Origin of the sequence: Flavobacterium marginilacus (assembly GCF_026870155.1) — a bacterium.
GTDB classification, from domain to species: Bacteria; Bacteroidota; Bacteroidia; order Flavobacteriales; family Flavobacteriaceae; genus Flavobacterium; species Flavobacterium marginilacus.
Genome location: NZ_CP113975.1, coordinates 2,496,203 through 2,521,918, shown reverse-complemented (window position 1 = coordinate 2,521,918; position 25,716 = coordinate 2,496,203). Strand labels below are relative to the sequence as shown.

Here is a 25,716-nt window from a genome sequence, read left to right as displayed (position 1 = left end):
GAATTAATTTTTGAGGCTTACTGACTTTGACCCTCAAGAAACATTGATTATATTTGCATTCTTGAAAAAACCGTAGAATGAAATGTGCATGACTTAAATTGGTTCCAAGTGCCAATGACGATTTTGCGAATTACATTTGACCGATAAAAATAATAAACAGCTACAAATGAAAATATCTTATAACTGGTTAAAACAGTTCATTAAAATAGATTGGAAATCCGAGGAAACATCAGCATTACTTACTGATTTGGGGCTTGAAGTCGAAATTGTTGAGAAATACCAATCCGTTAAAGGAGGATTAGAAGGTATTGTTGTTGGGTATGTATTAACTTGTGTACCGCACCCAGATGCCGATCGTTTAAAAATTACTACTGTTGATCTTGGAGACGGTATTCCATTACAGATTGTGTGCGGTGCTAGTAATGTCAGTGCTGGACAAAAAGTGCCGGTAGCGACCATTGGAACCGTTTTGTATGATAAAGAAGGAAATCCATTTACTATAAAAAAAGGAAAAATTCGAGGACAGGAAAGCCATGGGATGATTTGTGCCGAAGATGAATTAGGTTTAGGTGAAGGTCATGACGGAATTATGGTATTAGATGAATCAATTCCTGCAGGAACATTAGCTTCTACTGTTTTTAAAATAGAAAATGATGAAGTTTTTGAAATTGGCTTAACGCCAAACCGTGCTGATGCTATGAGTCATTTAGGTACAGCACGTGATTTGAGAGCTGGTTTAATTCAGACAGGAATTAATGTTGAATTGATTACTCCGGCTGTTAGTAATTTTAGAGTGGATAAAAGAACTTTGAAAATAGATGTTGATGTAAAAGATATTCAGCTTGCGCCAAGATATTGCGGTGTTACTATTTCAGGACTTACTGTAAAAGAATCTCCAGAATGGCTTAAAAACAGACTGAAGGCAATTGGAATTAATCCAAAAAATAATATTGTAGACGTAACCAATTATGTATTGCATGATTTAGGACAGCCTCTGCACGCTTTTGATGCGGCTAAGATTAATGGAAAGATTTTGGTGCAGACACTTCCAGCCGGAACTAAGTTCGTTACATTGGATGATATTGAAAGAACTTTAAACGAAGAAGATTTAATGATTTGTGACGAAAAAGGACCTTTGTGTATTGCTGGTGTTTTTGGAGGAAAAAAATCGGGTGTTACGGAGGTAACGACTTCTATTTTCTTGGAAAGTGCTTATTTCAATCCGGTAAGCATCCGTAAATCGGCCAAAAGACATCAATTGAATACTGATGCTTCTTTTAGATTTGAAAGAGGAATTGATCCTACAATTACTGAATATGCTTTAAAAAGAGCTGCTTTATTGATACAAGAAGTTGCTGGAGGAGAAATCACATCTGATGTTGTAGATATTTATCAAAAGAAAATTGAAGATTTTCCTGTGTTTTTGAATTTCCAGAATGTTTCCAGAATTATCGGTCAGGAACTGCCAAAAGATACTATCAAGCAGATTTTGGCTTCTTTGGAAATTAAAGTCAATAGTGTTTCCGATGCTGGTTTGGGATTAACAATTCCTGCTTATCGTGTTGATGTGCAGAGAGAAATTGATGTAATCGAGGAAATTCTGAGAGTTTATGGATATAATAACATTGTATTCTCTAAAAAATTAAACGCTACAGTTTCTAATTCGCCAAGAAATGAGGATTATAAAGTACAAAATACTGTTGCGGGTCAATTGAATTCTCAAGGATTTAATGAAATGATGGCCAATTCCTTGACCACAGCTTCCTATGTGCAGCTTTCAGAGACTTTAAAAGAGGATTATAATGTAACGATGTTAAATCCGTTGAGCAGTGATTTGGCAACAATGCGCCAGTCGATGTTATTCTCTGGTTTGGAAGCTATATCCTACAATATCAATCGTAAGAATTCAGATTTAAAATTATTTGAGTTTGGAAAAACATATCATAAATTCCTTGCTGGATACGAGGAAATTAAGCATCTGACATTGTTTCAGACAGGAAACAGAAACCAAGAAAGTTGGACAAATGCTCAAAAACCGTCTGATTTCTTTTTGTTTAAAGGATATGTTGAAGCCATACTTTCGAGATTAGGAATTGCTAATGCAAAAAGTACGGCTGTTTCTTCAGATGTGTTTTCTGAAGGAATTGCTTTTGGGCAAGGAAGTTTGTCTTTAGTTGAATTTGGAGTTGTAAAGAAATCAGTTTTAAAACATTTTGGAATAAAACAGCAAGTTTTATATGCTGATTTTAATTGGGCAAATGTTTTGAAAGCCATGTCCAGCAAAATTAAATATACTGAAATACCAAAGTATCCTGAAGTACGCAGAGATTTGGCTCTCTTGGTAGATCAAGAAGTAACTTATGACACAATTTATACAATTGCCAGACAAACTGAAAAATCGTTATTGAAAAATATTAATTTATTTGATGTATACGAAGGCCAGAATTTACCTGAAGGCAAAAAATCATATGCATTGAGTTTTACCATTCAAGATACTACCAAAACACTTGAAGATGCTCAGATTGATAAAATTATGAATAAACTGCAGAAAAATTTTGAAACTGAGCTTGGAGCTAGTTTGAGATAAATTTTTACAGTTAAAAATATAAACTCCCAATTCTTAGAATATAAGAATTTGGGAGTTTTTTTTATTCCTTAGTTTTAATTTGTTATCGTTATCTGAATTAATTAACAAAAAAAGTATTAAATTTAAACTAAGGAAATTTGAATAATTTACTCATTCTAAAAAACATCAGATTATGGAAATCAGAAGAAAAATTAGAAGTAAAAAATTAAGTACAAGAGTAGATTTAACAGCCATGGTTAGTGTTTCTTTTCTGCTGATTATATTTTTTATGCTTGTCGGTGAATTATCTAAGCCAAAAATTATGGATTTAACTTTGCCTGAAAAAGATCCAATCTGGGATGGAGTTATTAGTTGTGGAATGGGAACTGATGATCGGATAATAACAGTTTTACTTGATAAAAATAATAGAATTGTAACCTATTCAGGAATTTTAGGCTATTCAAATGAAGCTCCTAAAGAGTTTAAATATGGTATCAATGGAATTCGTAAAGAATTAATAACTAAACAGGCTGCAATACTTGATTATTCTGCTAAAATGGGAAGACCAGACAGAGGAGCCATTGTTATTATAAAACCAACAAAAAACTGTAGCTTTAAAAATCTTGTAGATATTTTAGATGAAATGGCGATTGTAAAAATAAGTACCTACACTATTGTAGATTATTATACTCCTGAAGAAACAAAATTACTTGCAATGAAATAATTATTTTTTTTATGTATTTCTATTTCGCGATCTGCTAGTTAACAGATAAAAGAAATCCTAATTCAAACGAATTAGGATTTCTTTGTTTATGAATCAATGTGTTTTTTTATAGATTCTTGATTACAAATTCACTTCTCCTGTTTAACTCGTGCTGTTCTTCATCACAAGAATCTTCTGGAATACATTTTACAATTGGAACAGATTCACCGTAGCCTTTGGCATGAATTCTATTTTTAGAAATTCCCTGTTCCAAAATATAATCCCTTGTTGCATCGGCTCTATTTTGAGAAAGATTCAGGTTGAATTTCGCCGCGCCGCGATTATCAGTATGAGAACCAATTTCCACAACCATTTCAGGGTATTTTTTCATTAATTCGACAACACGATTTAGAATTTTTTTGGATTCTTTTCGGATGTACCACATGTTGTAATCAAAATAAATAGGTTCTGTTTTGATGATCAGCCTGTCTTTATCTTTAACAACATCTTTCTCTGCCGCAACTATAGCTGCAGTTTTTTCTTTTTTCTTAGCTTCAGCTAATTCTTTTTGTTTTTTGTCTGCTTCTAGTTTGTCTTTTTTCAACTGTTCAAGTGCAGCTATTTCTGCCAGCCTTTTGGATTCTGCAGCATTAGCATCGATTATTTTTTGCTGCTGTAAAGCTATAGCATCGTCTTTTCTTTTTTGCTCGAGTGCCGCTAATTCGGCAGCTTTTAATTGCTGAGCGGCCAGTTCTTCTTCTTTTTTGATTATTTCCTGAGACTTGATTTCCATAGAGGCATCATTAGTTTTGTTTCTGTCTTTAGAAATAGTCAATGACTTTGAATTTTCGGTATAATTTTCTTTGGTTACAAATACAGAATACTGAGATTCACATGCTATAGAAAAATTAAATTTTCCATCTGCTGCAGTTATAAATTTATTAATTTCCTGATCGTCACTGTTTATCAGTATAACTTTTGCATTTTCTAAGGCAAGATGCGAATCAATATCCGTTATTATACCGCTGATATACTGCTTACAGTCTTCAATAAGCAGTTCTTTGGTTTCTTTTATGGAATAAATATCATCTTTTCCTTTTCCTTCAGGTCTGTCAGATGAAAAATAACCTTCTTTGGTATCTGAATCAATATAATAGGCAAAATCATCATAACCAGAATTTACAGGCAGCCCGACATTTGAAGCTTTCGAATAGGTATTATTATGAATATCTGATACAAAAATATCTAAAGCGCCATAACCTTCCAGTCCATTCGAAGAGAAATACAGCTGGCTGTCTTTTGAAACAAATGGAAACTGTTCTCTTTTTGATGTATTTATATTTTCTCCTAAATTAGTTGGAACACCGTATGTTAAACCATCTACAGAAACACTGAAAATATCGAAGGATCCTAATGTTCCCGGCATATCAGATGCAAAATATAATGTTTTTTCATCAGGACTTAAAGCAGGATGCTCTACCGAATATTCCGGACTGTTAAATGGTAATGATACAACATTTGTCCATTCTCCATTAATTAATTCTGCTCTGAAAATTTGAATATTAGATATTTTTTCTGCGTTTTTTCCTATTTTTCCGTTATTATAATTATTTCGGGTAAAATACATTGTTTTACCGTCTTTTGTAAAAATGGCATTCGATTCGTGCATTGGTGATTTTAATTCTTTAGAAAAATACGATACAATAGAATCTTTTTTATTTATATTCTTCAATGGAATGCTTACTAAATTCAGGTAGCCTTCATTGTTCCATTTATAGGTTTTGTCGAATAGACTCGGTTTCTTTTTAACAGCGGCAAATACTAAATTATCATTAAAAACAACTCCGCCAAATTCTGAATTTTCTGTGTTCAAAGCTAAATTTACAATTTGAAATCTATCTCCAATTGCGGTTACATTACTTAAACTTTTAATTCCTTTGTCTAATTTTTCGATTGCAGCACTATTATTTGAAGTCTGATAGTAATTTCTTAGAACAGTATTGGCTTCATCGTATTTTCCTCTGGTTTTTAATGTTTGTGCATATCTAAAATAAAAGTCTTCATTTAGTTCGTTGCTTCCGTTTTGAAATAAAAGAGCATATTGTGCCTGAGCTTTATCATATTGGCCAGTGTAATAATAACAGTCTCCCAGATTTTGAATTACTGCAGTACTTTTATCTTTAAGACTAATTTTTTCATACAAAGGAATGGCTTCGCTGTAATACGTTTTGTTAAACAGACGATTTGCTCTCTGCAGATCCTCCTGCTGGGCTTGTGCAAATTGGATCGTAAAAACAATTAAAAGTATATATATTCTTTTCATCTTTGTTTTTTTAGAAGAATCTAGGCGATTTATTATATCCTTTACCCAACAAATTCAAGTTATACAAAAGCACTATTTCATGTGATCCGGAATTAAACTGGCTCAGGTTAGAAATAGTATAATCATAAGAATAACCAATTCTAAAATTTGGAGATACATTTATGCTCATTAGAGCACTTACAGCATCTCCAATCCGATAAGCTGCTCCAAGCTCAAATTTTTCATTATACAATACATTAGCTGTTAAATCTACAGAAACAGGCGCTCCCTCAACAAATATGGCCATAGCTGCCGGCTTTAGTTTAAATTCTTCATTGATGTCAAATACATAACCCCCAGTTAAATAACCATGAGCTTTATGAGTTCCAAAGGAATTAATCTTACCTCCGGATGATCCTTGGTGTTCGGCAGAAAGAATGTTTGGAACAGATATACCGATATAATAATTATCAGCAAAGAAGTATGCTCCTGCTCCAATATTTGGCATGGTTTTGTTTGTGTTTTCTGCAAATGCTAAATCAGTAGTTACGTCACCGCTGTTTAACTGAAAGCCGTTGAAATTTGTAGTTATTGCAGTAAATCCGGCTTTTAGTCCAAAGGAAAGTTTGTGGGTTTCATTTAGCTGAAGTACATAGGCAAAATCAGCAAAAAAATTTGTTTCTTTTTTTGCACCATCACCTATATCATCTGAAATTAATGAGAAGCCGGTTTCGATTTTGTCATTTATTGGAGTATGTGCAAATAAGGTTAGTGTTTTTGGAGCGCCTTTAATTCCAGCCCATTGGTAGCGATAAAGACTTCCTAAATTTAGTATTGCCGGCGTATCTGTTGCATAAGCAGGATTTATCACACTCATATTACTCATATACTGTGTAAAATGAGGTTCTTGCTGAGCGCTTGCCTTTAGTATAGAAAGGAAAAAAAACACAAAAAGTATTAATTTTTTCATTGGAATTGGTTTAGTAGTAAAATAAGAATTATCGGTTCAAATAAAGCTGTCCTTGTCGTGGTGAAAAGTTATCTTTATTATAATTGATAATATAAAAATATACACCTGTAGCGGCATCACCGCTTATAAAGCCTGAATTAGAATTTTTTCCATCCCAGTCAGGTTTGTTTATATTGCCTTTGAACATGATATTTCCATACCTATTAAATATTTCTATACTGAAATTCGGAAATAAATATTCTATATCTAATATTTTGAATGTATCATTAATGCCATCACCATTTGGGGAAAAACCGTCAGGAATTGTTAAGCCGTCTGGAGTAACACTGCAGGCTGTTAATATAATGGCTGTTTCTAATGGCCCTGAAACGCACTTAGTATTAGGATTGTAATCAATGGCATAATATGTCGTTCCTTCAGTTAATAAAACAGTATTGTCGTATGCTGTCCCATTCACAGGTGCATCATACCATGTTAAATTTCCTGTATAGCTAGTATTATTAGTCAAATTTTGAATTGTCGGTTTGTCTGCTCCGCAAAAATTCTGACCATCAGTTTTTAATGTTGGAACTGGTACACTGTTTATAGCAACATTAACAACAGTTGCGTTTGATTCACATCCAGTAGTAAGATTAACTTCTGTCAAATAGTAATTCCCGCTGATTAAAAGTGTGCTTGGCAGCAATGGTGTTGTGTTGTTTGCAGAATTATACCATTTATACTGCGTTCCGCTAGGTTTTAAATTTGCAACTGTTGCTGCATTTTCTTTACAAAATCCCTGATCATTTGCAGCTGGTTTACTTGGAATTGGCAGAATAGCAAAACTTTTAGGGGCTGGGGGGATTACTGCAGAACAAGTTGTAATTAAATTAATTATGTCGTTCATAATTAATGAATTAGATCCTGTATTAGGAAGCCCTGAGCCAAGTATCGTAAAATTGGTACTGCCTCCTATTACTATAAGTGCATCAGTTTGTGTATTAATTGTATTGGCACCGGTAACGCTATAACTAAATTTTACGCTGGATAAAGTTCCTAATCCGGAAACAATAACATTTAGTGGCTGATTTGGACAGCCGTCTTTAACGGTTACAGTCATGCTGGAAGTGTCTGGAGGACCATTTACAGTGAAATTAGTTTTTTGATCTGTAAATATAGGACAGCCAGTTACAGTATTAGTGATGTTTGTCAGATTAAAAGTCGTTAATCCTGCTTTTGGTATATCAGATGCAGGAATTATAAAACTTACTTTTCCGTTTACAACAGTCAATGAAATGGTTTTTAAGCTGACAATATTTGCTCCCAATAATCGATAATTGATATTGATTGTTGTTAAAGATCCTAATCCTGATAATTCAACATTTGTTGACTGTCCCTGACAAATATCTTTAATAGCTGTTACCATGCTGGAGATATCTGGTAATGGATTTGTAATAAAGGATTTACTTAGATTGGCAGTATTTGTACATCCAGTATTTGGATTGGTTATATTGGTTACTTGAACTGTAGTGGTACCTACGTTTGGAACAAAATTTGGAAGAATATCAAATCGGCCGATACCGCTGGTTACGCTAAGAACAGCAGCTATTCTGGTTCCTGTATTGGCTCCGCTAAGACTGTAAAGGACATTATAATCTCCATTGGCAAGGTTTGAACTACCTCCTAATAAAACAGTTACTGTATAAGACTGACAGGTTGTAGCAATTGATAATCTGGCACTGTCAATTTGCGGAGTTGTATTAATAGTTACCTGGATTTTTTTTAAAGCAGATTCACAAAGAGTTACTGGATTTACTTCTTTTACAAAATAATCTCCGGTGCGTAATGGCGTCGTCAGTGCTAATGGTGTTGTACTTGCAGCAGAATCAAACCATTGGTATTGATTTCCTTGAGGTGTTAAATTGGCAACAGTTGCATTATCAGCGCTGCAGAAAGGTCCGCCTGAAGCAGCAGGTGTATTTGGAAGCGGATTAACAGTAAAAGATGTTCCCTTGTTTATTGCAAATGTACAGCCTGTTATAGTATTAGTAACATTTGTTATGTTTAAAGATGTTGAGCCTGTATTAGGAATATCGGCAGCTGGAATTGAAAATTTAACTTGACCAGCGACGGCTGTTAAAGAAATAATTTTGGAACCAGTAGTATTACTTCCTGTAAGGTTATAAGCGACATCGATAGCAGTTAATATTCCTAAACCAGTTAAAGTTACTTCAGTTGGCTGAGCTGCGCAGGCATCTTTTACTGTAACTCCCAAATTGCTTAAATCTAAAGACGGATTAACTGTAAAATCTTTTCTAAGGTTTGAGGCATTAGGACAGCCGGTAGCAGAATTTGTAATTCTGGTAATTGTAATTGCTGTAGTACCGGCTTTTGGTATATATGCAGATTGAATGGTAAATGTAGATAATCCGCCTATTACATTCATTGTTGCTGGTATTCCATTTAGATTGTTGCTTCCGCTCAAATTGTAAATAATGTCATAGCTCCCGTCTGTAAGGTTAGAAGTACCAGAAAATGCAGCTAGAGCATCTGAACCTTGGCAGACTGTCGGAATTGTAAGGGTAGCGCTATTGATTTTAGGACTTGGATAAACGTGTACTACATCTTGAATTGTTCCAACAATGCTGGAACAAAATACTGGACTTGTAGTCAAATTAACATTCGTTATGTCAATTGTGTAATTTCTAACTTGTGAAAAATACGATGTAGGAATCGGGAAAGTTAAAACGCCGTTAGAAAAACTTTGAATGGAACTGAATGAACCTACACCAGATATGGAATAATTGACTCTATAAGTCCCGTTTGGTATTGGTTTGACTCCTTGTGTCAAAATTCCTGTATAGATTGTAGTTGCTAAATTGTTTTCGCAGACAGGATTGGGATTTACGGTTAATGTCGCAGAAGTAAAATCTAACTGCTCCCCTATTGCTATAGCGACTGTGGCTGACTGTTTACTGCAGACACGATCGTCTTTAGGAGGTGATACTATATATGTAAAACTGTATACTCCTGGTCCTTTTGTATTGTATATGTTTTGAATGTCAATTGTAGAGTCTGTACTGTTGCTGAGTTCTGATGTACCAAATTCAGTCCAGGTTCCGCCGGTATCTTCTCCTCTTAATTGATTGTATAGGTTCACATTTGTATATGAGCCAAGCTGATTAGAACACAGTTCTAAATTACTGGGAGTACCTGGTTCTGGAGTACGATAAATGGATACTGAAACTTGAGATGATACTGCCGGACAGCTGCCGATAGCGTCAATTGTGTATTTATAAGAGTATGTATTATAAGGAGGAGGTACAGAAGCATTTAAAACACCAGTTGTCGTATTTAATCCTCCTGGGAAAGTCAGGGCTTGCCAGGTTCCTCCACTTTGTGGAGCTAAAACGGGTGTTCCCTGAAAAACCTGAAATAAACTATAAGCATGATCAGAACTACAGATAGAATTGCTTGGTCCCGGCACTCCTGCATAACCACCGATAGTAACCGTAATCGTAGCTGTATTAGTGACACAGCCCACAACTCCATTTATAGTATAGGTGTAATGATAAATACCGCTTTCATATACTTTCTGGGCATTTAAAATACCTGTGGCAGTATCAACTAATCCTCCGGAATTATCATCATCACTCCAAGTGCCTCCAGCTGTATGAGTTCCTAATAATAAATTCAGATCAATTGACTTGCTGCTAACATTTGTTATATCGCTGCCGCATAACGTGAGACTGTTATTATTACCGGCACATTGAGCATTTATGTCTGTCGAAAAGACTAAAAAAAGGAAAACAATTAAACAAGTAGGCAATGTAAATTTGGAAGAGAAAAGCAATTTTCGAACCATAAATTGTTTTTAGTTTATTCAAAAATAAGCATTTTTAGAATTAAATATTCAGTTTTATTCTTTTTAATGAGTTAAAAATGCCAAAGAGGTAAAAAAATGATATTTTAATAAAAAAAAGCCCTGCAAATCGCAGGGCTCTCTATATTCAAAAAATCTAAGAATTATTTTTTCTCTGATTTTTCCATTTTAGCTTTCAATGCAGCTAATACATCATTGTTATCTCCTAAAGTTGCAGCTGGTGCATTTGTAGTAGATGCAGATGAAGTAGTTTCAGCAGCAGCTTTCACGTTTTTCTCTTCTTCTTCACGGAAGATAGCAGTGTGAGAAGCAACTACTCTTTTGAATTCTTTGTTGAACTCGATTACTTTGAAATCAGCAGAATCACCTTTTTTCAATTTTTTACCGTCTTCTTTTTCAAGGTGACGAGTAGGAATGAAAGCAACGATATCTTCACCGAATTCTACAGTAGCTCCTTTATCAACGATTTCAGAAATTTCACCATTGTGGATAGTTCCTACAGCAAAAGAATCTTCGTATTGATCCCAAGGATTAGCAGTAGTTTGTTTGTGACCTAAAGATAATTTACGTCCGTCAACATCTAATTCTAATACTACTACATCAAGTTTTTCACCAACATTTACAAATTCAGATGGGTGTTTGATTTTCTTAGTCCAAGAAAGGTCAGAGATGTAGATTAATCCATCGATTCCTTCTTCCAATTCTACGAAAATTCCAAAGTTTGTAAAGTTTCTAACGATACCAGTGTGTTTAGAACCTACTGGGTATTTAGCAGTGATGTCAGTCCAAGGATCTTGAGTCAATTGTTTGATACCCAAAGACATTTTACGGTCTTCTCTGTCTAATGTCAATACAACAGCTTCAACAACATCTCCAACTTTTACGAAATCCTGAGCAGAACGTAAGTGAGTTGACCAAGACATTTCAGAAACGTGGATTAAACCTTCAACACCTTCAGCAACTTCGATAAATGCACCGTAATCAGCGATTACAACTACTTTACCGTTTACTTTGTCACCAATTTTCAAATCAGCGTTCAAAGCATCCCATGGGTGAGCGTTCAATTGTTTCAATCCTAATTGAATTCTTGTTTTCTCATCATCGAAATCAAGGATTACAACGTTTAATTTTTGGTCTAACTCAAGAACTTCGCTTGGGTGGTTAATTCTTGACCAAGAAAGGTCAGTAATGTGGATCAATCCGTCAACACCACCTAAGTCAATGAATACACCGTATGAAGTGATGTTTTTAACAACACCTTCCAATACTTGTCCTTTTTGTAATTGACCGATAATTTCTTTTTTCTGTACTTCGATGTCAGCTTCAATAAGCGCTTTATGAGATACAACAACGTTTTTGAATTCGTGGTTGATTTTTACCACTTTGAATTCCATCATTTTGTTAACATATACATCGTAATCTCTAATTGGCTTAACGTCAATTTGAGATCCTGGTAAGAATGCTTCAATTCCGAAAACATCAACGATCATACCGCCTTTAGTTCTGCATTTTACAAAACCATTAACGATTTCTCCTGTTTCGTTTGCAGCAATAACTCTATCCCATGATTTGATAGTACGTGCTTTTCTGTGAGATAATACTAATTGACCAGTTTTGTCTTCACGGATGTCAATTAATACTTCTACTTTGTCACCTACTTTTAAATTTGGATTGTAACGGAATTCGTTCAATGAAATAACACCTTCCGATTTTGCGTTGATATCAACGATAACGTCTCTATCTGTAATTCTCACAACTACTCCCTCTACTACTTCTTCCTGGTCAGTAGCGATAAAAGTTTTTGATACTAATTCTTCGAATTCCAACAAGTTTTTCTCATCTACTGCATCGATACCTTCTTCAAAGTTATGCCAGTTGAAATTTGCTAAAAACTCTTCTTGTGATTTTAATTGTTCAGACATGCTGATAAAAAATTTGTATTCTGTTTTTTCTCGAGTTTCTCCATGCGAAAGAAAAATACAGAAGTTGTTTTACTTAAATTGTTGATACCTAAAGGAAACTCCTATTCACCAAAAGGTCTGCAAAATTAATTCTTTTTTCTGAACTGACAAAACAAAACATGCATGATTATCAATCAATTGTTTTAAGAGCAGGAAATTTTGTTTTCATTAGGAAGTTCAGTCCCGATTTTTGTTGCAATCTTGTGAACCGAACCTCGGTCCACAAGGATTTTTACTGCAATCGGGGCTATTTTAGAAGTTCACTATTTCATAACAACAAACCCGACAAATTTTAAAAACTTGTCAGGTTTAAACTCTCAAAACTGTTACTATATTTTATGGGTACGTGCGAGACGCTCACACTTGCAATTTTAAAAACTCAAATCAACTTTAAAGGGATTCTTTCATGAATAAAGGAAATTATTTTTTCAAAATTTATTTCACCAACTTCAAGTTTATCCAATATGTATGGTTCGTAATTTTTTGCAACAAGTATTAAATTATCTTCTTTTACTAAATATAAGGTAAATTTTTCCCAGTCTAGAACTGCTGTATTATCTCCAACTTTCATAATGAAAGATTTCTCTGTGAATTCAATAATTGCTTTTTTGTTGTCTTTTAAAAACTTAACTTCTTTTACTTTTGCGATTTCAAACTTTTTATGAACACTTTTAACTTTAAAATAATAATAAATAAAAGGGAGTAAATTATATAATCCAATAAAGAGAAAAAAAAGACCACCCATAAATCTATTTGGGTTATCGTAAAGTAAAGAAATTCCAATAACTATTAATAAAACACCAAGGTATTGAGAATATCTATGAAAGTCAGTCTTTTTTTTCCAGCCCAAATCAAACAATAAATCCATTTGTTTACGGTAAATATTTTCGTCAAAGTCTATTTCGAATTTCATATAATCTAATCACTTTTTTATTTTTAAATATTTCAAAAAAAAAATATTATTTTAAACAACAAACCCGACAAATTTTAAAAACTTGTCGGGTTTATTTAATATATTTTTAATGCTTCACATTCTCCAATTCCTTCGGATCATGTTTGTATTTGAATAAAAAGGCAAACAAAATCAAAATCACAAAGGCATATCCGGCAAATGAAAACCAAACCTCCGGCCATTGAACTTTATTTTCAGTGGTAAAATAACTTACCGTTCTTCCTGCAAATTCACCGCCCAAAATAGCTCCAATTCCGTTTGTCATTAACATAAACAATCCTTGTGCGCTCGATCTGATTTTGCTGTCGGTTTCTCTTTCCACAAATAAAGAACCTGAAATATTGAAGAAATCAAAAGCCATTCCGTACACTATCATCGATAAAATAAGGAAAATAACTCCAGAACCCGGATTTCCAATTCCAAATAAAGCAAAACGCAATACCCAAGCCAGCATACTAAACATCATTACCTGCTTGATACCAAATCGTTTCAGGAAAAACGGAATCGTCAAAATAAATAAAGTCTCTGAAATTTGGGACAACGAGATGATAAATACAGAATGTTCAACTCCAAAAGTTCCGTGATATTCAGGATTGGAACCAAAATCTCTGATGAATGTATCAGCAAACATATTGGTAACTTGTAAAGCAGCTCCTAAAAGCATAGCGAATACAAAAAATATTGCCATCTTTTTTTGTCTGAATAACACAAAACTGTCTAATCCAAATTTACTCGATAAGGATTGGTTGGTATTTTTATTTTCGGCAGGCACATCCGGCATCGTAAACGAAAATAAACCTGTAGCAATCATAGCAACCGAAGCAAAAATAAATTGGTTGGTATTTGATTTCCAGTCTGTCAAATCTACTATCCACATTGCTATTATGAATCCAACTGTACCCCAAACACGTATTGGAGTAAACGCTTTTTGCACATCAAATTGGAATTTATTTAAAACCGCATAACTGACGGAATTATTCAATGCGATTGTTGGCATATAAAAACAGCAGGTTACAAAAATCACCCAGTACATTTCAGTAGAATTGGTTGCCTTAGTAGCAAAAAAGATTGAAATTCCTGCAGCGATATGTGCAAAACCTAAAACCTTTTGAGCGCTAAAATATTTATCAGCAATTATTCCAAGCAAGGCAGGCATAAATAAACTAGCCCATCCCATAGAACCATACGTTCTTCCAATAGATAAACCGACACTGCCGCCTTCAATCGGACCGAAAACCTGCCCCATATAACCGCCTAATGAAATCAGCCAGATTCCCCAAACGAAAAATTGGAGAAAATTCATAATTGTCAATCGTAATTTTATATCCATAAGATGATTTGTTTTTTTATTTGTAGATTTTGAGACGTGTAAATCTAACATTAAAATTGATATTACCAAAAAAAATACTCGACAATACATGTTTTTTTTTAACATATAAGTCATATAAGATTATGTAACGTTAAAACCAAATTGAGCTCGATTTGAGAAGCTTATATAAGTGTAAAATATTAAAAACGAGTGTATTATTTATTTTGAGGAGTGTGTAAAAAGCCTTTAAAACAAACTTCTGTTTATTTTAAAGGCTAAAAAACTTATATTTCTTATATGTTTAAAGAAAGTTATGAATTTATAACTTCATTTACCAATTCTAAAACAACTTCAAACTGTTCTTTACGGTCGAGATACGAATTGTCTACTTCTATAGCATCTTTGGCGATTACTAAAGGAGAATCTTCTCGGTGTGTATCAACATAATCTCGGTCCACCACATTTTTTAAAACTTCTTCATAGGAAACTGTATCTCCTTTTGCCTGCAGTTCGTCAAAACGTCTTTGGGCACGGGTATCAGCACCGGCTGTCATGAATATTTTGAGTTCGGCATTAGGGAAAACAACGGTACCAATGTCTCTTCCGTCCATGACAATTCCTTTCTCTCTGCCCATTTCCTGCTGCTGTTCCACAAGTTTGGCGCGTACTTCTGAAATTGCTGCAACTGTACTGACAAAACTGGAAACTTCCAGAGTCCGGATTTCAGTTTCTACATTAATATCATTCAGATACATTTCGGCAAAACCTAATTCGGGATTGAATTTAAAATGCAGTTTTATCGAAGATAGGCTGTCTACTAATTTATCTTTATCCAAAAAATCGATTCCAATGCAATTATTCTGCATTGCAAATAAAGTGACTGCGCGGTACATTGCACCAGTATCTACATATACATAACCCAAATGTTTTGCTAATTGTTTCGCCAAGGTACTTTTGCCTGTAGATGAAAATCCATCTATTGCTATGGTGATTTTTTTCATGTCTATGTTCTGTTATCTATATTCTTTTTTCTAAAATCATTCTCCAAAATTAATAATCAATCCAAATAAACTAGTGTTTCCTGCTAATGTATATTTAGAATAGGAGTAATTTAGTTTTAATTTATTCAGTTTGAGTCCAAAACCCAATGAAAGTCCTGAAAAATTCCGCTGATCCTGTATCTGCAGCTCTTGCCCTCTTCTAAAATTGTAGCCCAATCTTATATTAAATGCTTTCTTGGGAAAAAGTTCTGCACCAAAAATCATGTGACGCAGCGCATTGTTAAAAAAAGATACTTTTTCTTCGGTTACCGTGCCATCAATAGAAGTTTCAGAATTAACAGGATTTGAAAAAGACAAATTCCATTGCTGCAGATTCTCTACAGTTAAATGCCAGCGTAAAGGGACATGCTCAAGCTCTTGAGAAACTCCTGCAATAATTTCAAAAGGAAGCTGCTCTCTAGTCCCATCATAAGTAGTAAATTGAGTTCCAATATTCATTAAAGTCAAAGCCCAATTCACGTCATTTTTTTTATCAATATATACCATTCCTAAATCTACCGCTCCTCCAAATGAGCTGTAACTTTCCAGTGTAGACTGAATAAGTTTTGTGTTGGCACCAATGTGAATATCGGTGTAAGGAATATTGTAGGCATAACCAAGAGAAAGTGCTATTTCACTTCCGGTAAATGAATTTGTCTGTACTCCATTTTCATCATATCCGTCAAATTTTCCGTAATTAATGTAATTGATTCCGGCTTGAAATGTCTGCAGATGCTGATCATAGGTATAGGCATATGAGGCTGTGCCGTAAGTGACTTCCTGATAGTAATTTCCGTAATTTAATGATAAACGATTGTGCATTTCGTCATTGATTGAAGCAGGATTGAAAAGTGCCTGATTGACATCTTCATCATAAATAGTAATCGTTTTTCCGCCTAATGCAGCTTGTCTTGGTGAAGTAATCAAATTTAAAAACTCATAAGTATATTTCCCTCCTGTTTGTCCGTAGGAAACAGAACAAATTAGCAGAGAATAATAAAATAAAAGTTTTTTGAACATACAATAATCAAAAGAAGGTTTGATATTTCAAGATTCAAACTTACAAAAATAACAGCTAATAATAAGGTAAAAAACAAATTGCTTTCGCCTGTTAGCAATCGCTCGAGTCCAAATCCCAATTTTCATATATTAATCAGAACTGGAATTTGGAATTTTGCTATTTGTAATCTAAAATATTGAAATTTATTTCAACTCTTTTGCGTTTTTAACTTTGTCTTTTGTAATGGCTAATTCTAAAACTTCGCTCATTTCTTTAACATAGTGAAAAGTTAGACCTTCTAGATATTCGGGTTTGATTTCATCAATGTCGCTTTTGTTTTCGTGGCATAAAATGATTTCTTTAATATTGGCTCTTTTGGCTGCCAGTATTTTTTCTTTAATTCCGCCAACAGGCAGTACTTTTCCTCTCAAAGTAATTTCTCCTGTCATAGCCAAGTTTTTCTTAACTCTTTTTTGAGAAAGTAAAGAAACCAATGATGTCAGCATGGCGATTCCGGCACTTGGTCCGTCTTTTGGTGTAGCTCCTTCCGGTACGTGTAAATGAATGTTGTATTTATTCAATACTTCTGGATTCAATCCCAGTAATTCAGCGTTTGCCTTAATGTATTCTAAAGCAATTGTGGCTGATTCTTTCATTACAGTGCCTAAATTTCCTGTAATAGTCATTGAGCCTTTCCCAGGTGAAAGTAAAGACTCAATAAATAAAATATCACCTCCCACGCTAGTCCAGGCAAGACCAGTTACTACACCAGCCACTTCGTTATTTTCGTATTTGTCTCTTTCCAGTCTTGGAACACCTAAGACTTTTATAATATCTTCGTCTGTAACTTTTTTATTGTATTCCTCTTCCATCGCTACTGCTTTGGCTGCGTTACGGACAATCTGAGCAATTTTATTTTCCAGACCGCGTACACCTGATTCACGTGTGTAACCTTCTACGATTTTTTCTAATTGTTTTTTGCCAATAGACAAATCTTTTGGTTTAAGTCCATGAGCTGTCAATTGTTTTGAGAACAAATGTTTTCTGGCAATTTCAACTTTTTCTTCAATAGTGTAACCTGACATTTTTATGACTTCCATACGGTCAATCAATGCAGGCTGAATTGCTGCCATATTATTAGAAGTGGCGATGAACATTACTTTGGATAAATCGTAGCCCATTTCAAGGAAATTATCATAAAAAGCACTGTTTTGCTCTGGATCCAAAACCTCTAATAATGCAGATGATGGATCACCGCTATGGCTGGAAGATAATTTATCAATTTCGTCCAAAACAAATACAGGATTTGAAGTTCCGGCTTTCTTTAAACTCTGAATGATTCTTCCTGGCATTGCACCAATATACGTTTTTCTATGTCCGCGGATTTCGGCTTCATCACGCAGTCCGCCTAATGAGATGCGAACATATTCTCTTCCCAATGCCTCAGCAACAGATCGCCCAATCGATGTTTTACCAACACCTGGAGGTCCTGTTAAACAGATAATTGGCGACTTCATATCGTTTCTTAATTTAAGCACGGCCAAATGTTCGATCATTCTCTTTTTGACATCTTCCAAACCAAAATGATCTTTATCTAATACTTTTTGAGCGTGTTTTAAATCAAAATTATCTTTTGAGAATTCACCCCAAGGCAATTCTAAAAATAATTCTAAATAATTTCTTTGAATACCAAAATCAGGAGCCTGTGGATTCATTCTGCGCATTTTTGACAATTCTTTATCAAAATGCTTCATTGTTTTTTCATCCCATTTTTTACTTTTGGCCTTCTGGCTCATTTCGTCCATTTCTTCCTCCTGCGAAACACCTCCCAATTCTTCCTGAATGGTTTTCATCTGCTGATGAAGGAAATATTCTCTTTGCTGCTGGTCTAAGTCAAAACGAACTTTAGACTGAATATCATTCTTAAGCTCTAGTTTCTGTAGCTCAATATTCATGTAGCGAAGCGTTTCCAAAGCACGTTCTTTCAGCCCATTAATCGACAATAAATCTTGTTTTTCCTTTACTGATAAATTCATATTAGAAGAAACAAAATTGATTAGAAACGAAGGGCTTCCAATGTTTTTTATAGCAAATGTAGCTTCAGTAGGAATATTTGGGCTTTCGCTGATAATTTTTACCGCTAATTCTTTTACTGAATCAATAATTGCATTGAATTCAGTATCTTTTTTAGCAGGTCTTTTTTCAGCAACTTCTTTGATTTTTGCTTTTAAATAAGGTGTTTCCGAAACTACTTCAGAAATTTCGAAACGTTTTTTCCCCTGAAGGATAACTGTTACATTCCCATCGGGCATTTTTAAAACACGAAGAATACGTGCTACGGTTCCAATTTTATTGATATCATCAAAGGTAGGATCTTCATCGTCTTCATTGATTTGAGCCACTACTCCAATTACTTTTCCATCAGTGTTGGCGTCGTTTATCAATTTTATTGATTTATCTCTTCCAGCCGAAATTGGAATTACTACTCCCGGAAACAAAACGGTATTGCGTAAAGGTAAAATAGGTAAAAATTCCGGTAATTCTTCATTATTCATTTCTTCCTCATCTTCTGGAGTCAATAATGGAATTAATTCGGCTTCCGAATCAAATTCTTGAAGTGACAGATTGTCAATAGTGAGTATTTTATGGTTTGACATAGCAGTATTTAAGTCTTTTTGTCATTAATTTTTTAGATAGGAACGCAAATATAAGGTATAGTAACAATATTCTGATCTAATATTGTTGTATAAATAGATTAAAATATTCGAGCCTTAATAAGGCAATGATTATGCCAAAATAAAATTCTTCTTTTATTTTCTTTAATTAAGCATACTATTAATAAAAAGCCAAACTCTAGAATCTGTTTTTTAGGAGCAGACACATTGGGATTTTTCAAAAAGCTTGGTTCCCGATAGCAATAGAAATAACTTCTTTCATAATTACCTTTTGAAAGATTGAAAAAACCTAGATTTAAAAGTGTAAAAAGTTAAACTAATTTTATAAAACTGTAACATATCAAAAAAAATCATGTCTTTATTATAAATCATTACTATTTAATTGAATTTGACCCACCAAAATATCGAAGATTTAATTACGCTCTGCAAAGAGAATAATCAGAAAGCACAATTTGAGATTTATAATCGCTATTGCAAGGCGATGTATAATGTGGCCTATAGAATTGTGAAAGATGAGCATTTTGCTGAAGACGTTATGCAGGAAGGTTTTTTGAAGGCATTTACCAAAATAAATGATTTCAAACAGGAAGTTGCCTTTGGTGCTTGGCTGAAAAGGATTATAGTCAATTACAGCATCGATTTTTACAAAAAAAACAATCAATTTAAAACAGAAGACTTCGAAAAAACACTTTACAAACTAGAAGAAAACGATAATGACCGGGAAGAAAAATTAGATTTTAATGATTTAAAAGTTAAGCAGGTTCTGGATGCTATTCAGTCCTTGAAGTATAATTACAGCATGGTTTTAACTTTGTTTTATATAGAAGGTTACGACCAGGAGGAAATAAGCGAAATTCTTAAAATTAGTTATGCAAACTGTAGAACAACTTTGAGCAGAGCTAAAGAAAGCTTAAGAAAAAAATTAAATGAGTTATGAAAATGAATAATGAAAATGAAAAATTAGACCAGCTATTTGAAAATTTTGATAATCAGTGGGATGTTCATGAATTGGACAGCCAGCATTCGGATAGGTTTTCAAAGAAACTGGCTCTTAAAAAGAAAAAAAGAAACTACAGTTTTATCTATGCTGTCGCTGCTTCAGTAGTTGTTTTGCTGGGTGTGTCATTATTGTATAGGAACAATGACAGATCAAAAGAATTGAAATTTGCCTCTAAAGAAACTAAACAGACAGATTCAATTTTTACCGTATTAATTAAGAATGAATTAGAAAAAATTCACGAGAAAAAATCTCCTGAAAATGAAAAAATTATTAGCGACGCTTTAAAACAAATGAAATTGTTGGATAGCGATTATGATAAAATTATGCATGAATTGGAAGTTAACGGCGAAAGCAAGCCTATTATTTATGCAATGATCAGTAATCTGCAGACACGGATTTCTTTTTTGCAGAGTGTTTTGCAGCGTATCGAAGAATCTGAAAAACTTAAAAATTTAAACGATGAAAAAACAATTTAAAATATTCCTGATACTTTTTTTAATTCCTTTTTTAGGGTTTTCTAATGATGATTTAAGCTATACGAAACAGAAAAGCATTAATAAAGCTTATATAGTCAACAGCGATGCAGGTATCAATATAGATAACTCATACGGTAATATCTTTGTTACTACCTGGAATGAAGATAAAATTGAAATTGATGTCCTTATCAAGGTAAGCGGTGACAGTGAAAGATGGGTGAGTCAAAAACTGGATGCTATTGATGTGAATTTTATTGCGCTGAAAAGTATGGTTACGGCGAAGACTGTAATTGAAAATTTCGCTTCCAAAAATAATGGAAAAAATGATAATTTCGAAATCAATTACACTATTAAGATTCCAAAAAATGGATCGGTAATCTTGAATAATAAATATGGCAATATTAGCGCAACCAATCTGTTTTCCACTACGGATATCAATTGTAAGTATGGCAAAATTAATTTGGCAAACCTAAATGGGAACAGCAATAGAATCCAAATTGGCTATTGTTCAAAATCTACTATCGATTATTTAAAAAATGGCTCGATAAGCTCAAAATATTCTGAATTGTCAATAGATCGTGTTGCCAAAATTGATTTGGTCTCTGATTATTCCGAAATAGAAATTGGAGATGGCAGTGATGTAAAATATAATAGTAAATATGGCAGTATCAAAATTGATAAGGTTAATTCCTTGGATGCAAATGGTAATTATTTGTCAATAGATATTGGATCGATTACCAATCAATTAAGATTATATACCAAATACAGTAATGTTTCAATTGATGATATTCAGCCCAAAGCGAATAATATTGCCATTGCGGCGGGTTATACCGGTATTAAAATAGGCTTTGATTCGAATTATATTTTTGATTTTGACATTAGTGTGAAGCATGCTGATTTTAAATTCGATAATGAATTAATTTTCAGTTTAAAAGAAGAATCTAATTATACCAAAAGAGTAAGTGGTTATTTCAAGAAAAAAGGAGAAAACAAAGTCACAGTTACTTCCGAATATGGTAATGTAAAATTGTATAAAAACGATGTTCAGAAATAGTTTCAATCATAATCAATAAATCTTTAAATCAATTAAAAATGAAAAAATCACTAGAATTAATCCTTTTAGGAACTTTCCTTGTTACAGTTATTGGATATGCTCAAGGAAGTAAAATTAAGGGGAATGGAAAAATAGTTACTGAAAAAAGAGCTACAGCCGAGTACGATCAAATTAGTGTTTCAGGCTTTTTTGATGTTGTATTGGTCTCTGGAAAAGAAGGGGTAATAACAATTACTGGAGAGGAAAATATCTTGCCTTATGTCAAGGTTGAAGTAAAAGATAATGTTTTACAAATTCATGTGGAAAAAAATATGAGTATCAGTACCAAGAAAAATCTCGTTTTGATAGTACCCTTTGAACAAATTAGTGCTGTTTCGCTATCTGGCTCAGGTAATGTGGAATCAAAAAGTAACATTGTGGCTTCAAGTTTTAAAGCCAAACTGTCTGGTTCTGGTGATTTGAAACTGGACGTCAATGCCACCGATTTTGAAATTAATCTTAGTGGATCGGGAGATGTTGTATTGTCTGGAAATTCGGATAACTTCAATTCTAAAATGTCAGGTTCGGGTGATATTGATGCCACTAATTTAATTACAAAGAAAGCTAACCTGACTATTTCAGGATCTGGTGACATGATAGTAAATTGCAGCGATAGTTTGTATGCACGAGTTTCAGGCTCTGGCGATATTGCTTACAAAGGCAATCCGGCATCTAAAGATACCAAAGTGAACGGTTCTGGTGAAATTTCAAAAATTTAGCGGTTTTCTAGACTATCTTTTTGTAGGATATTTTTTTGTACTGTTTACAGGAGATAATTTACAAGCATAAAAAAAGAGGCAAACTGCCTCTTTTTTTATGCTTTAAATCAAATGATTTTATTATCTAATATGGAAAAAATCAGCATTGGTACGGTTATTCCCTAAAGAAGCTATAATTCCAAAAGTTAAAGCAAACTGACTGCTTGAAAATTTGCCTGGATTTGGATAAGTTGTGTTTTTTCCATTGTAATAAACATCTTGTTCCATAATACTTTTGTAAGTTGCATCAGCAAAAAAAGAAACTTTATCATTAAATGCCCACACAGGCTTAATTCCAAAAACTACAGCTCCAATGTAGTCACGGTCATTGTATTTACTTGACATTGCACCTGCATTAAGACCACCATGAAGTAACATTGTAAAATTATCTGAATCACCATATAATTCGAGAGTTTTACCTATATTATAAACTAATTCTAGACCCAATAGTTTTTGTTCATTTCTTTCATTTAAATTATTTATAAAATAATCATAATTTAAGCTTCCTAATAATCCTACATTCTCATTTAACATATAGCGTAAAGCTCCTTGAAAATGCCTTTTAGAGATACTTTCATTACTTGCTCCTGATGGAGAAACTTTAGATAATGGAATTCCTAATCCAATTCCGGCTTCAAGGAATAATTTGTCGTATCGAAAGGATTGTCCTTGAACCATAGCGGTCATTAGTAGAAATGCAAAAACGATTTTTTTCATAATTGATTAATTTTTTTTATAAATATTATAGATTGATGGGGGTATTATAAAAGCATCCCTATAAAATTAGCATTACATTTATCTGAAATTATGAGAAATAGTTATTATAATTTGATTGTTTTTCGCCACTCAAAAAGCAGTAGTGAAAATATATTTGAACCAAACTACCGTAATTATTTCCCTAAATTCCCGTAATATTTTCAAAATTATAAAGCTAATTTTGTGCAAATATAATTGACTGTAATTTAATTATTGTAAAAAAAAAGTGACGGAAGTGTAATTATTATGAAATTAATTAATAACGTTCTGAAAGTCAGTTATTTATTCCGGTAATATTTTATGCTAAAAACCATTGATATTAATAAAGATTGAAAATTTGGTCTTTTAAGTTTATTAAATGGCTAATCTAAGATTCAAAAGTCCTCATTAGTTCATTATAAATGTATCTGTAATACCAATTCTAATGAATAATAAACCAATACTATCTCTTCTCTTGAATCGAATTGAGAGAATTAAAAAATGTTTTTAATAGATATTAGTTTACCCGCACAAGAGGCTGTCCAAAAAGTAAGGACAGCCTTTTTTTTGCTGTTTTTAATCTAAAATAGTATCTTAGAGTTGCACAAAAAACGAGCAATGGCTAAAGTAATATTTAAATCGCAATCGATCAATACACCGGAACTTTTTCCGATAAATATTTTTGATAAAATTTCAGAAAACCATCCTGTCCGCTTAGTGGATAAGATTGTCAATTCATTGGATATAAGTCATATACTTAAAATATATAAAGGAGGAGGCACCTCGGCCTATCATCCCAGAATGATGCTTAAGGTTTTGTTTTACAGTTATTTAAGCAACACTTATTCCTGCCGAAAAATAGCAAAGGCACTTACTGAGAACATTCATTTTATGTTTATTTCAGGCAACTCAACTCCTGATTTTAGAACCATTAACGATTTTAGAGGAAAGATTTTAAAAGAAAACATCAAAGATTTATTTGCAGAGGTGGTCAAAATGCTTGTGGAAATGGGCTATGTCAGTCTGGATATCCAATACATTGATGGAACAAAAATAGAAGCCAAATCCAATAAATACACCTTTGTCTGGCGGGGTTCTATAGAGAAATACAAAGAAAAGCTCGAAGTAAAAATCAACAGTATCTTATCCGACATTGAAAACAGTATTTTATCAGATAATCAAGAAGTCAACAAGGAAGAATTACCAAAAAAAATAAACTCGGAAGAGCTGAAAGAAAAATTATCAGAACTCAATAAAAAACTCAAAGAGCCCAACAAGAAGATAACCAAAGAGCTTGAAAAGCTTCAGGAAGAGCACCTGCCAAAGCTTGAAAAATACGAAAAAGATTTAGTGATTTTAGGCAATAGAAACTCCTACAGTAAGACAGATCCTGACGCTACCTTTATGAGAATGAAGGAAGACCATATGAAAAACGGACAGTTAAAACCTGCATACAATCCTCAGATTTCTACTGAAAATCAATTCATTACCAACGTAACCATTCATCAGACACCTAACGACACTACGACTTTAAAATCCCATTTGGAGGAATTTGAAAAAATGTATCAAAAACAAAGCAAAACAGTTGTAGCCGATGCTGGTTATGGAAGCGAAGAAAACTACGAAATGCTTGAAAATAAAGACATAACGGTACTATGTAAAGTATAATTATTTTCACAAAGAACAGAAGAAAAAAATGAAGGACAATCCGTTTCTTGTCCAGAATTTGTTCTACAATATACAGCAGGATTTTTATGTGTGTCCAATGGGACAAAGAATGGAAAACATTGGCAGTGGAAAACGGACATCGGCCAACGGATACGAATCACAAGTATCTTATTATCAAGCAAAAAGATGTGATGGATGTCCACTTAGAAGTTTGTGCCATAAAGCCAAAGGAAACAGAACAATAGAAGTAAACCACCGCCTGAACCAATTAAGGGCTCAGGCCAAAGAGCTGCTCATGAGCGAAAAAGGACTCGAACACCGAAGCAAACGCCCAATAGAAGTTGAAGCAGTATTCGGACAGCTAAAAAACAACAATAAATTCAGCCGGTTTACTTTCACAAGCATCGAAAAAGTGGAAATGGAATTTCTATTGATGGCTATCGGGCATAATTTCAGAAAAATGATAGCAAAGAACAATGATGCGTCGAAAACTCATCTAAAAATCTCCTTCAGAGTTCTAAATAGAGCTATAAAAGTCGAAATTCACTTTTTAAATACTGTAACAGAATATTTTTTCATTAATCAACCAACCCAAAATCGATTCCTGAAATTTGCAGCATAAAAAAAGCTGTCCTTTTCGGACAGC

Annotated in this window: 16 protein-coding genes and 1 pseudogene; 7 read left to right on the top strand and 10 right to left on the bottom strand. The window is 33.5% G+C overall.

Features of this window, described 5'->3' with window-relative positions:
- Positions 1–166: 166 nt before the first annotated feature.
- Both pheT and OZP07_RS10820 read left to right on the top strand, forming a co-directional pair.
- A complete protein-coding gene (pheT, locus tag OZP07_RS10825; protein ID WP_281638350.1) occupies positions 167–2,587 on the top strand; it encodes a phenylalanine--tRNA ligase subunit beta in 2,421 nt (806 codons plus the stop codon).
- Positions 2,588–2,759: 172 nt separating this feature from the next.
- Entirely contained in the window at positions 2,760–3,290 is a 531-nt protein-coding gene (locus OZP07_RS10820) for an ExbD/TolR family protein (RefSeq protein WP_349293662.1), read from the top strand.
- A 106-nt stretch (positions 3,291–3,396) separates the two neighbouring features.
- Here the strand turns inward: OZP07_RS10820 and OZP07_RS10815 are convergent, their stop codons facing one another.
- The 9 genes from OZP07_RS10815 to lon all read right to left on the bottom strand — a co-directional run bounded on the left by OZP07_RS10815 (position 3,397) and on the right by lon (position 19,322).
- A complete protein-coding gene (locus OZP07_RS10815; protein ID WP_281638349.1) occupies positions 3,397–5,592 on the bottom strand; it encodes an OmpA family protein in 2,196 nt (731 codons plus the stop codon).
- A gap of 10 nt (positions 5,593–5,602) precedes the next feature.
- Positions 5,603–6,541, bottom strand: coding sequence for a PorP/SprF family type IX secretion system membrane protein (locus tag OZP07_RS10810; protein ID WP_281638348.1), 939 nt, complete (start codon positions 6,539–6,541; stop codon positions 5,603–5,605).
- Between the two features lie 28 nt (positions 6,542–6,569).
- Positions 6,570–10,385, bottom strand: coding sequence for a T9SS type B sorting domain-containing protein (locus tag OZP07_RS10805; protein WP_281638347.1), 3,816 nt, complete (start codon positions 10,383–10,385; stop codon positions 6,570–6,572).
- 161 nt (positions 10,386–10,546) lie between these two features.
- Positions 10,547–12,325, bottom strand: coding sequence for a 30S ribosomal protein S1 (gene rpsA / locus OZP07_RS10800; RefSeq protein WP_194640700.1), 1,779 nt, complete (start codon positions 12,323–12,325; stop codon positions 10,547–10,549).
- A 418-nt stretch (positions 12,326–12,743) separates the two neighbouring features.
- Positions 12,744–13,277 (bottom strand): hypothetical protein, encoded by a 534-nt coding sequence (locus tag OZP07_RS10795; RefSeq protein WP_194640699.1) that lies wholly within the window; start codon positions 13,275–13,277, stop codon positions 12,744–12,746.
- A 106-nt stretch (positions 13,278–13,383) separates the two neighbouring features.
- Positions 13,384–14,646, bottom strand: coding sequence for a nucleoside permease (locus OZP07_RS10790; RefSeq protein WP_281638346.1), 1,263 nt, complete (start codon positions 14,644–14,646; stop codon positions 13,384–13,386).
- Positions 14,647–14,936: 290 nt separating this feature from the next.
- Entirely contained in the window at positions 14,937–15,626 is a 690-nt protein-coding gene (gene cmk / locus OZP07_RS10785) for a (d)CMP kinase (RefSeq protein WP_281638345.1), read from the bottom strand.
- 36 nt (positions 15,627–15,662) lie between these two features.
- Complete coding sequence (gene porQ, locus OZP07_RS10780; protein ID WP_281638344.1) at positions 15,663–16,685, bottom strand: type IX secretion system protein PorQ; 1,023 nt, start codon at positions 16,683–16,685, stop codon at positions 15,663–15,665.
- Positions 16,686–16,868: 183 nt separating this feature from the next.
- On the bottom strand, positions 16,869–19,322 hold the full coding sequence (lon, locus tag OZP07_RS10775; RefSeq protein WP_194640695.1) for an endopeptidase La: 2,454 nt from the start codon (positions 19,320–19,322) through the stop codon (positions 16,869–16,871).
- A gap of 400 nt (positions 19,323–19,722) precedes the next feature.
- Here lon and OZP07_RS10770 point away from each other — a divergent pair, with 400 nt between their 5' ends.
- From OZP07_RS10770 to OZP07_RS10755, 4 genes are read left to right on the top strand one after another with little or no spacing between them, the layout of a single operon-like run.
- Positions 19,723–20,277 carry an RNA polymerase sigma factor gene (locus OZP07_RS10770; RefSeq protein WP_194640694.1) on the top strand — a complete coding sequence of 185 codons (555 nt, stop codon included), beginning with the start codon at positions 19,723–19,725 and terminating at the stop codon, positions 20,275–20,277.
- Positions 20,274–20,816 carry an anti-sigma factor gene (locus OZP07_RS10765; protein ID WP_281638343.1) on the top strand — a complete coding sequence of 181 codons (543 nt, stop codon included), beginning with the start codon at positions 20,274–20,276 and terminating at the stop codon, positions 20,814–20,816. The genes OZP07_RS10770 and OZP07_RS10765 overlap by 4 nt, the downstream gene beginning before the upstream one ends.
- On the top strand, positions 20,800–21,870 hold the full coding sequence (locus tag OZP07_RS10760) for a hypothetical protein (RefSeq protein WP_281638342.1): 1,071 nt from the start codon (positions 20,800–20,802) through the stop codon (positions 21,868–21,870). The genes OZP07_RS10765 and OZP07_RS10760 overlap by 17 nt, the downstream gene beginning before the upstream one ends.
- A gap of 38 nt (positions 21,871–21,908) precedes the next feature.
- Positions 21,909–22,628: a head GIN domain-containing protein gene (locus OZP07_RS10755; RefSeq protein ID WP_281638341.1), complete on the top strand. Its 720-nt coding sequence runs from the start codon at positions 21,909–21,911 to the stop codon at positions 22,626–22,628.
- A 120-nt stretch (positions 22,629–22,748) separates the two neighbouring features.
- Here OZP07_RS10755 and OZP07_RS10750 read toward each other — a convergent pair whose 3' ends face one another.
- On the bottom strand, positions 22,749–23,384 hold the full coding sequence (locus OZP07_RS10750) for a hypothetical protein (RefSeq protein WP_281638340.1): 636 nt from the start codon (positions 23,382–23,384) through the stop codon (positions 22,749–22,751).
- 636 nt (positions 23,385–24,020) lie between these two features.
- On the opposite strand from OZP07_RS10750, the pseudogene OZP07_RS10745 reads away from it, so the two are divergent.
- Positions 24,021–25,692, top strand: a pseudogene (locus tag OZP07_RS10745) (IS1182 family transposase).
- Positions 25,693–25,716: the final 24 nt, after the last annotated feature.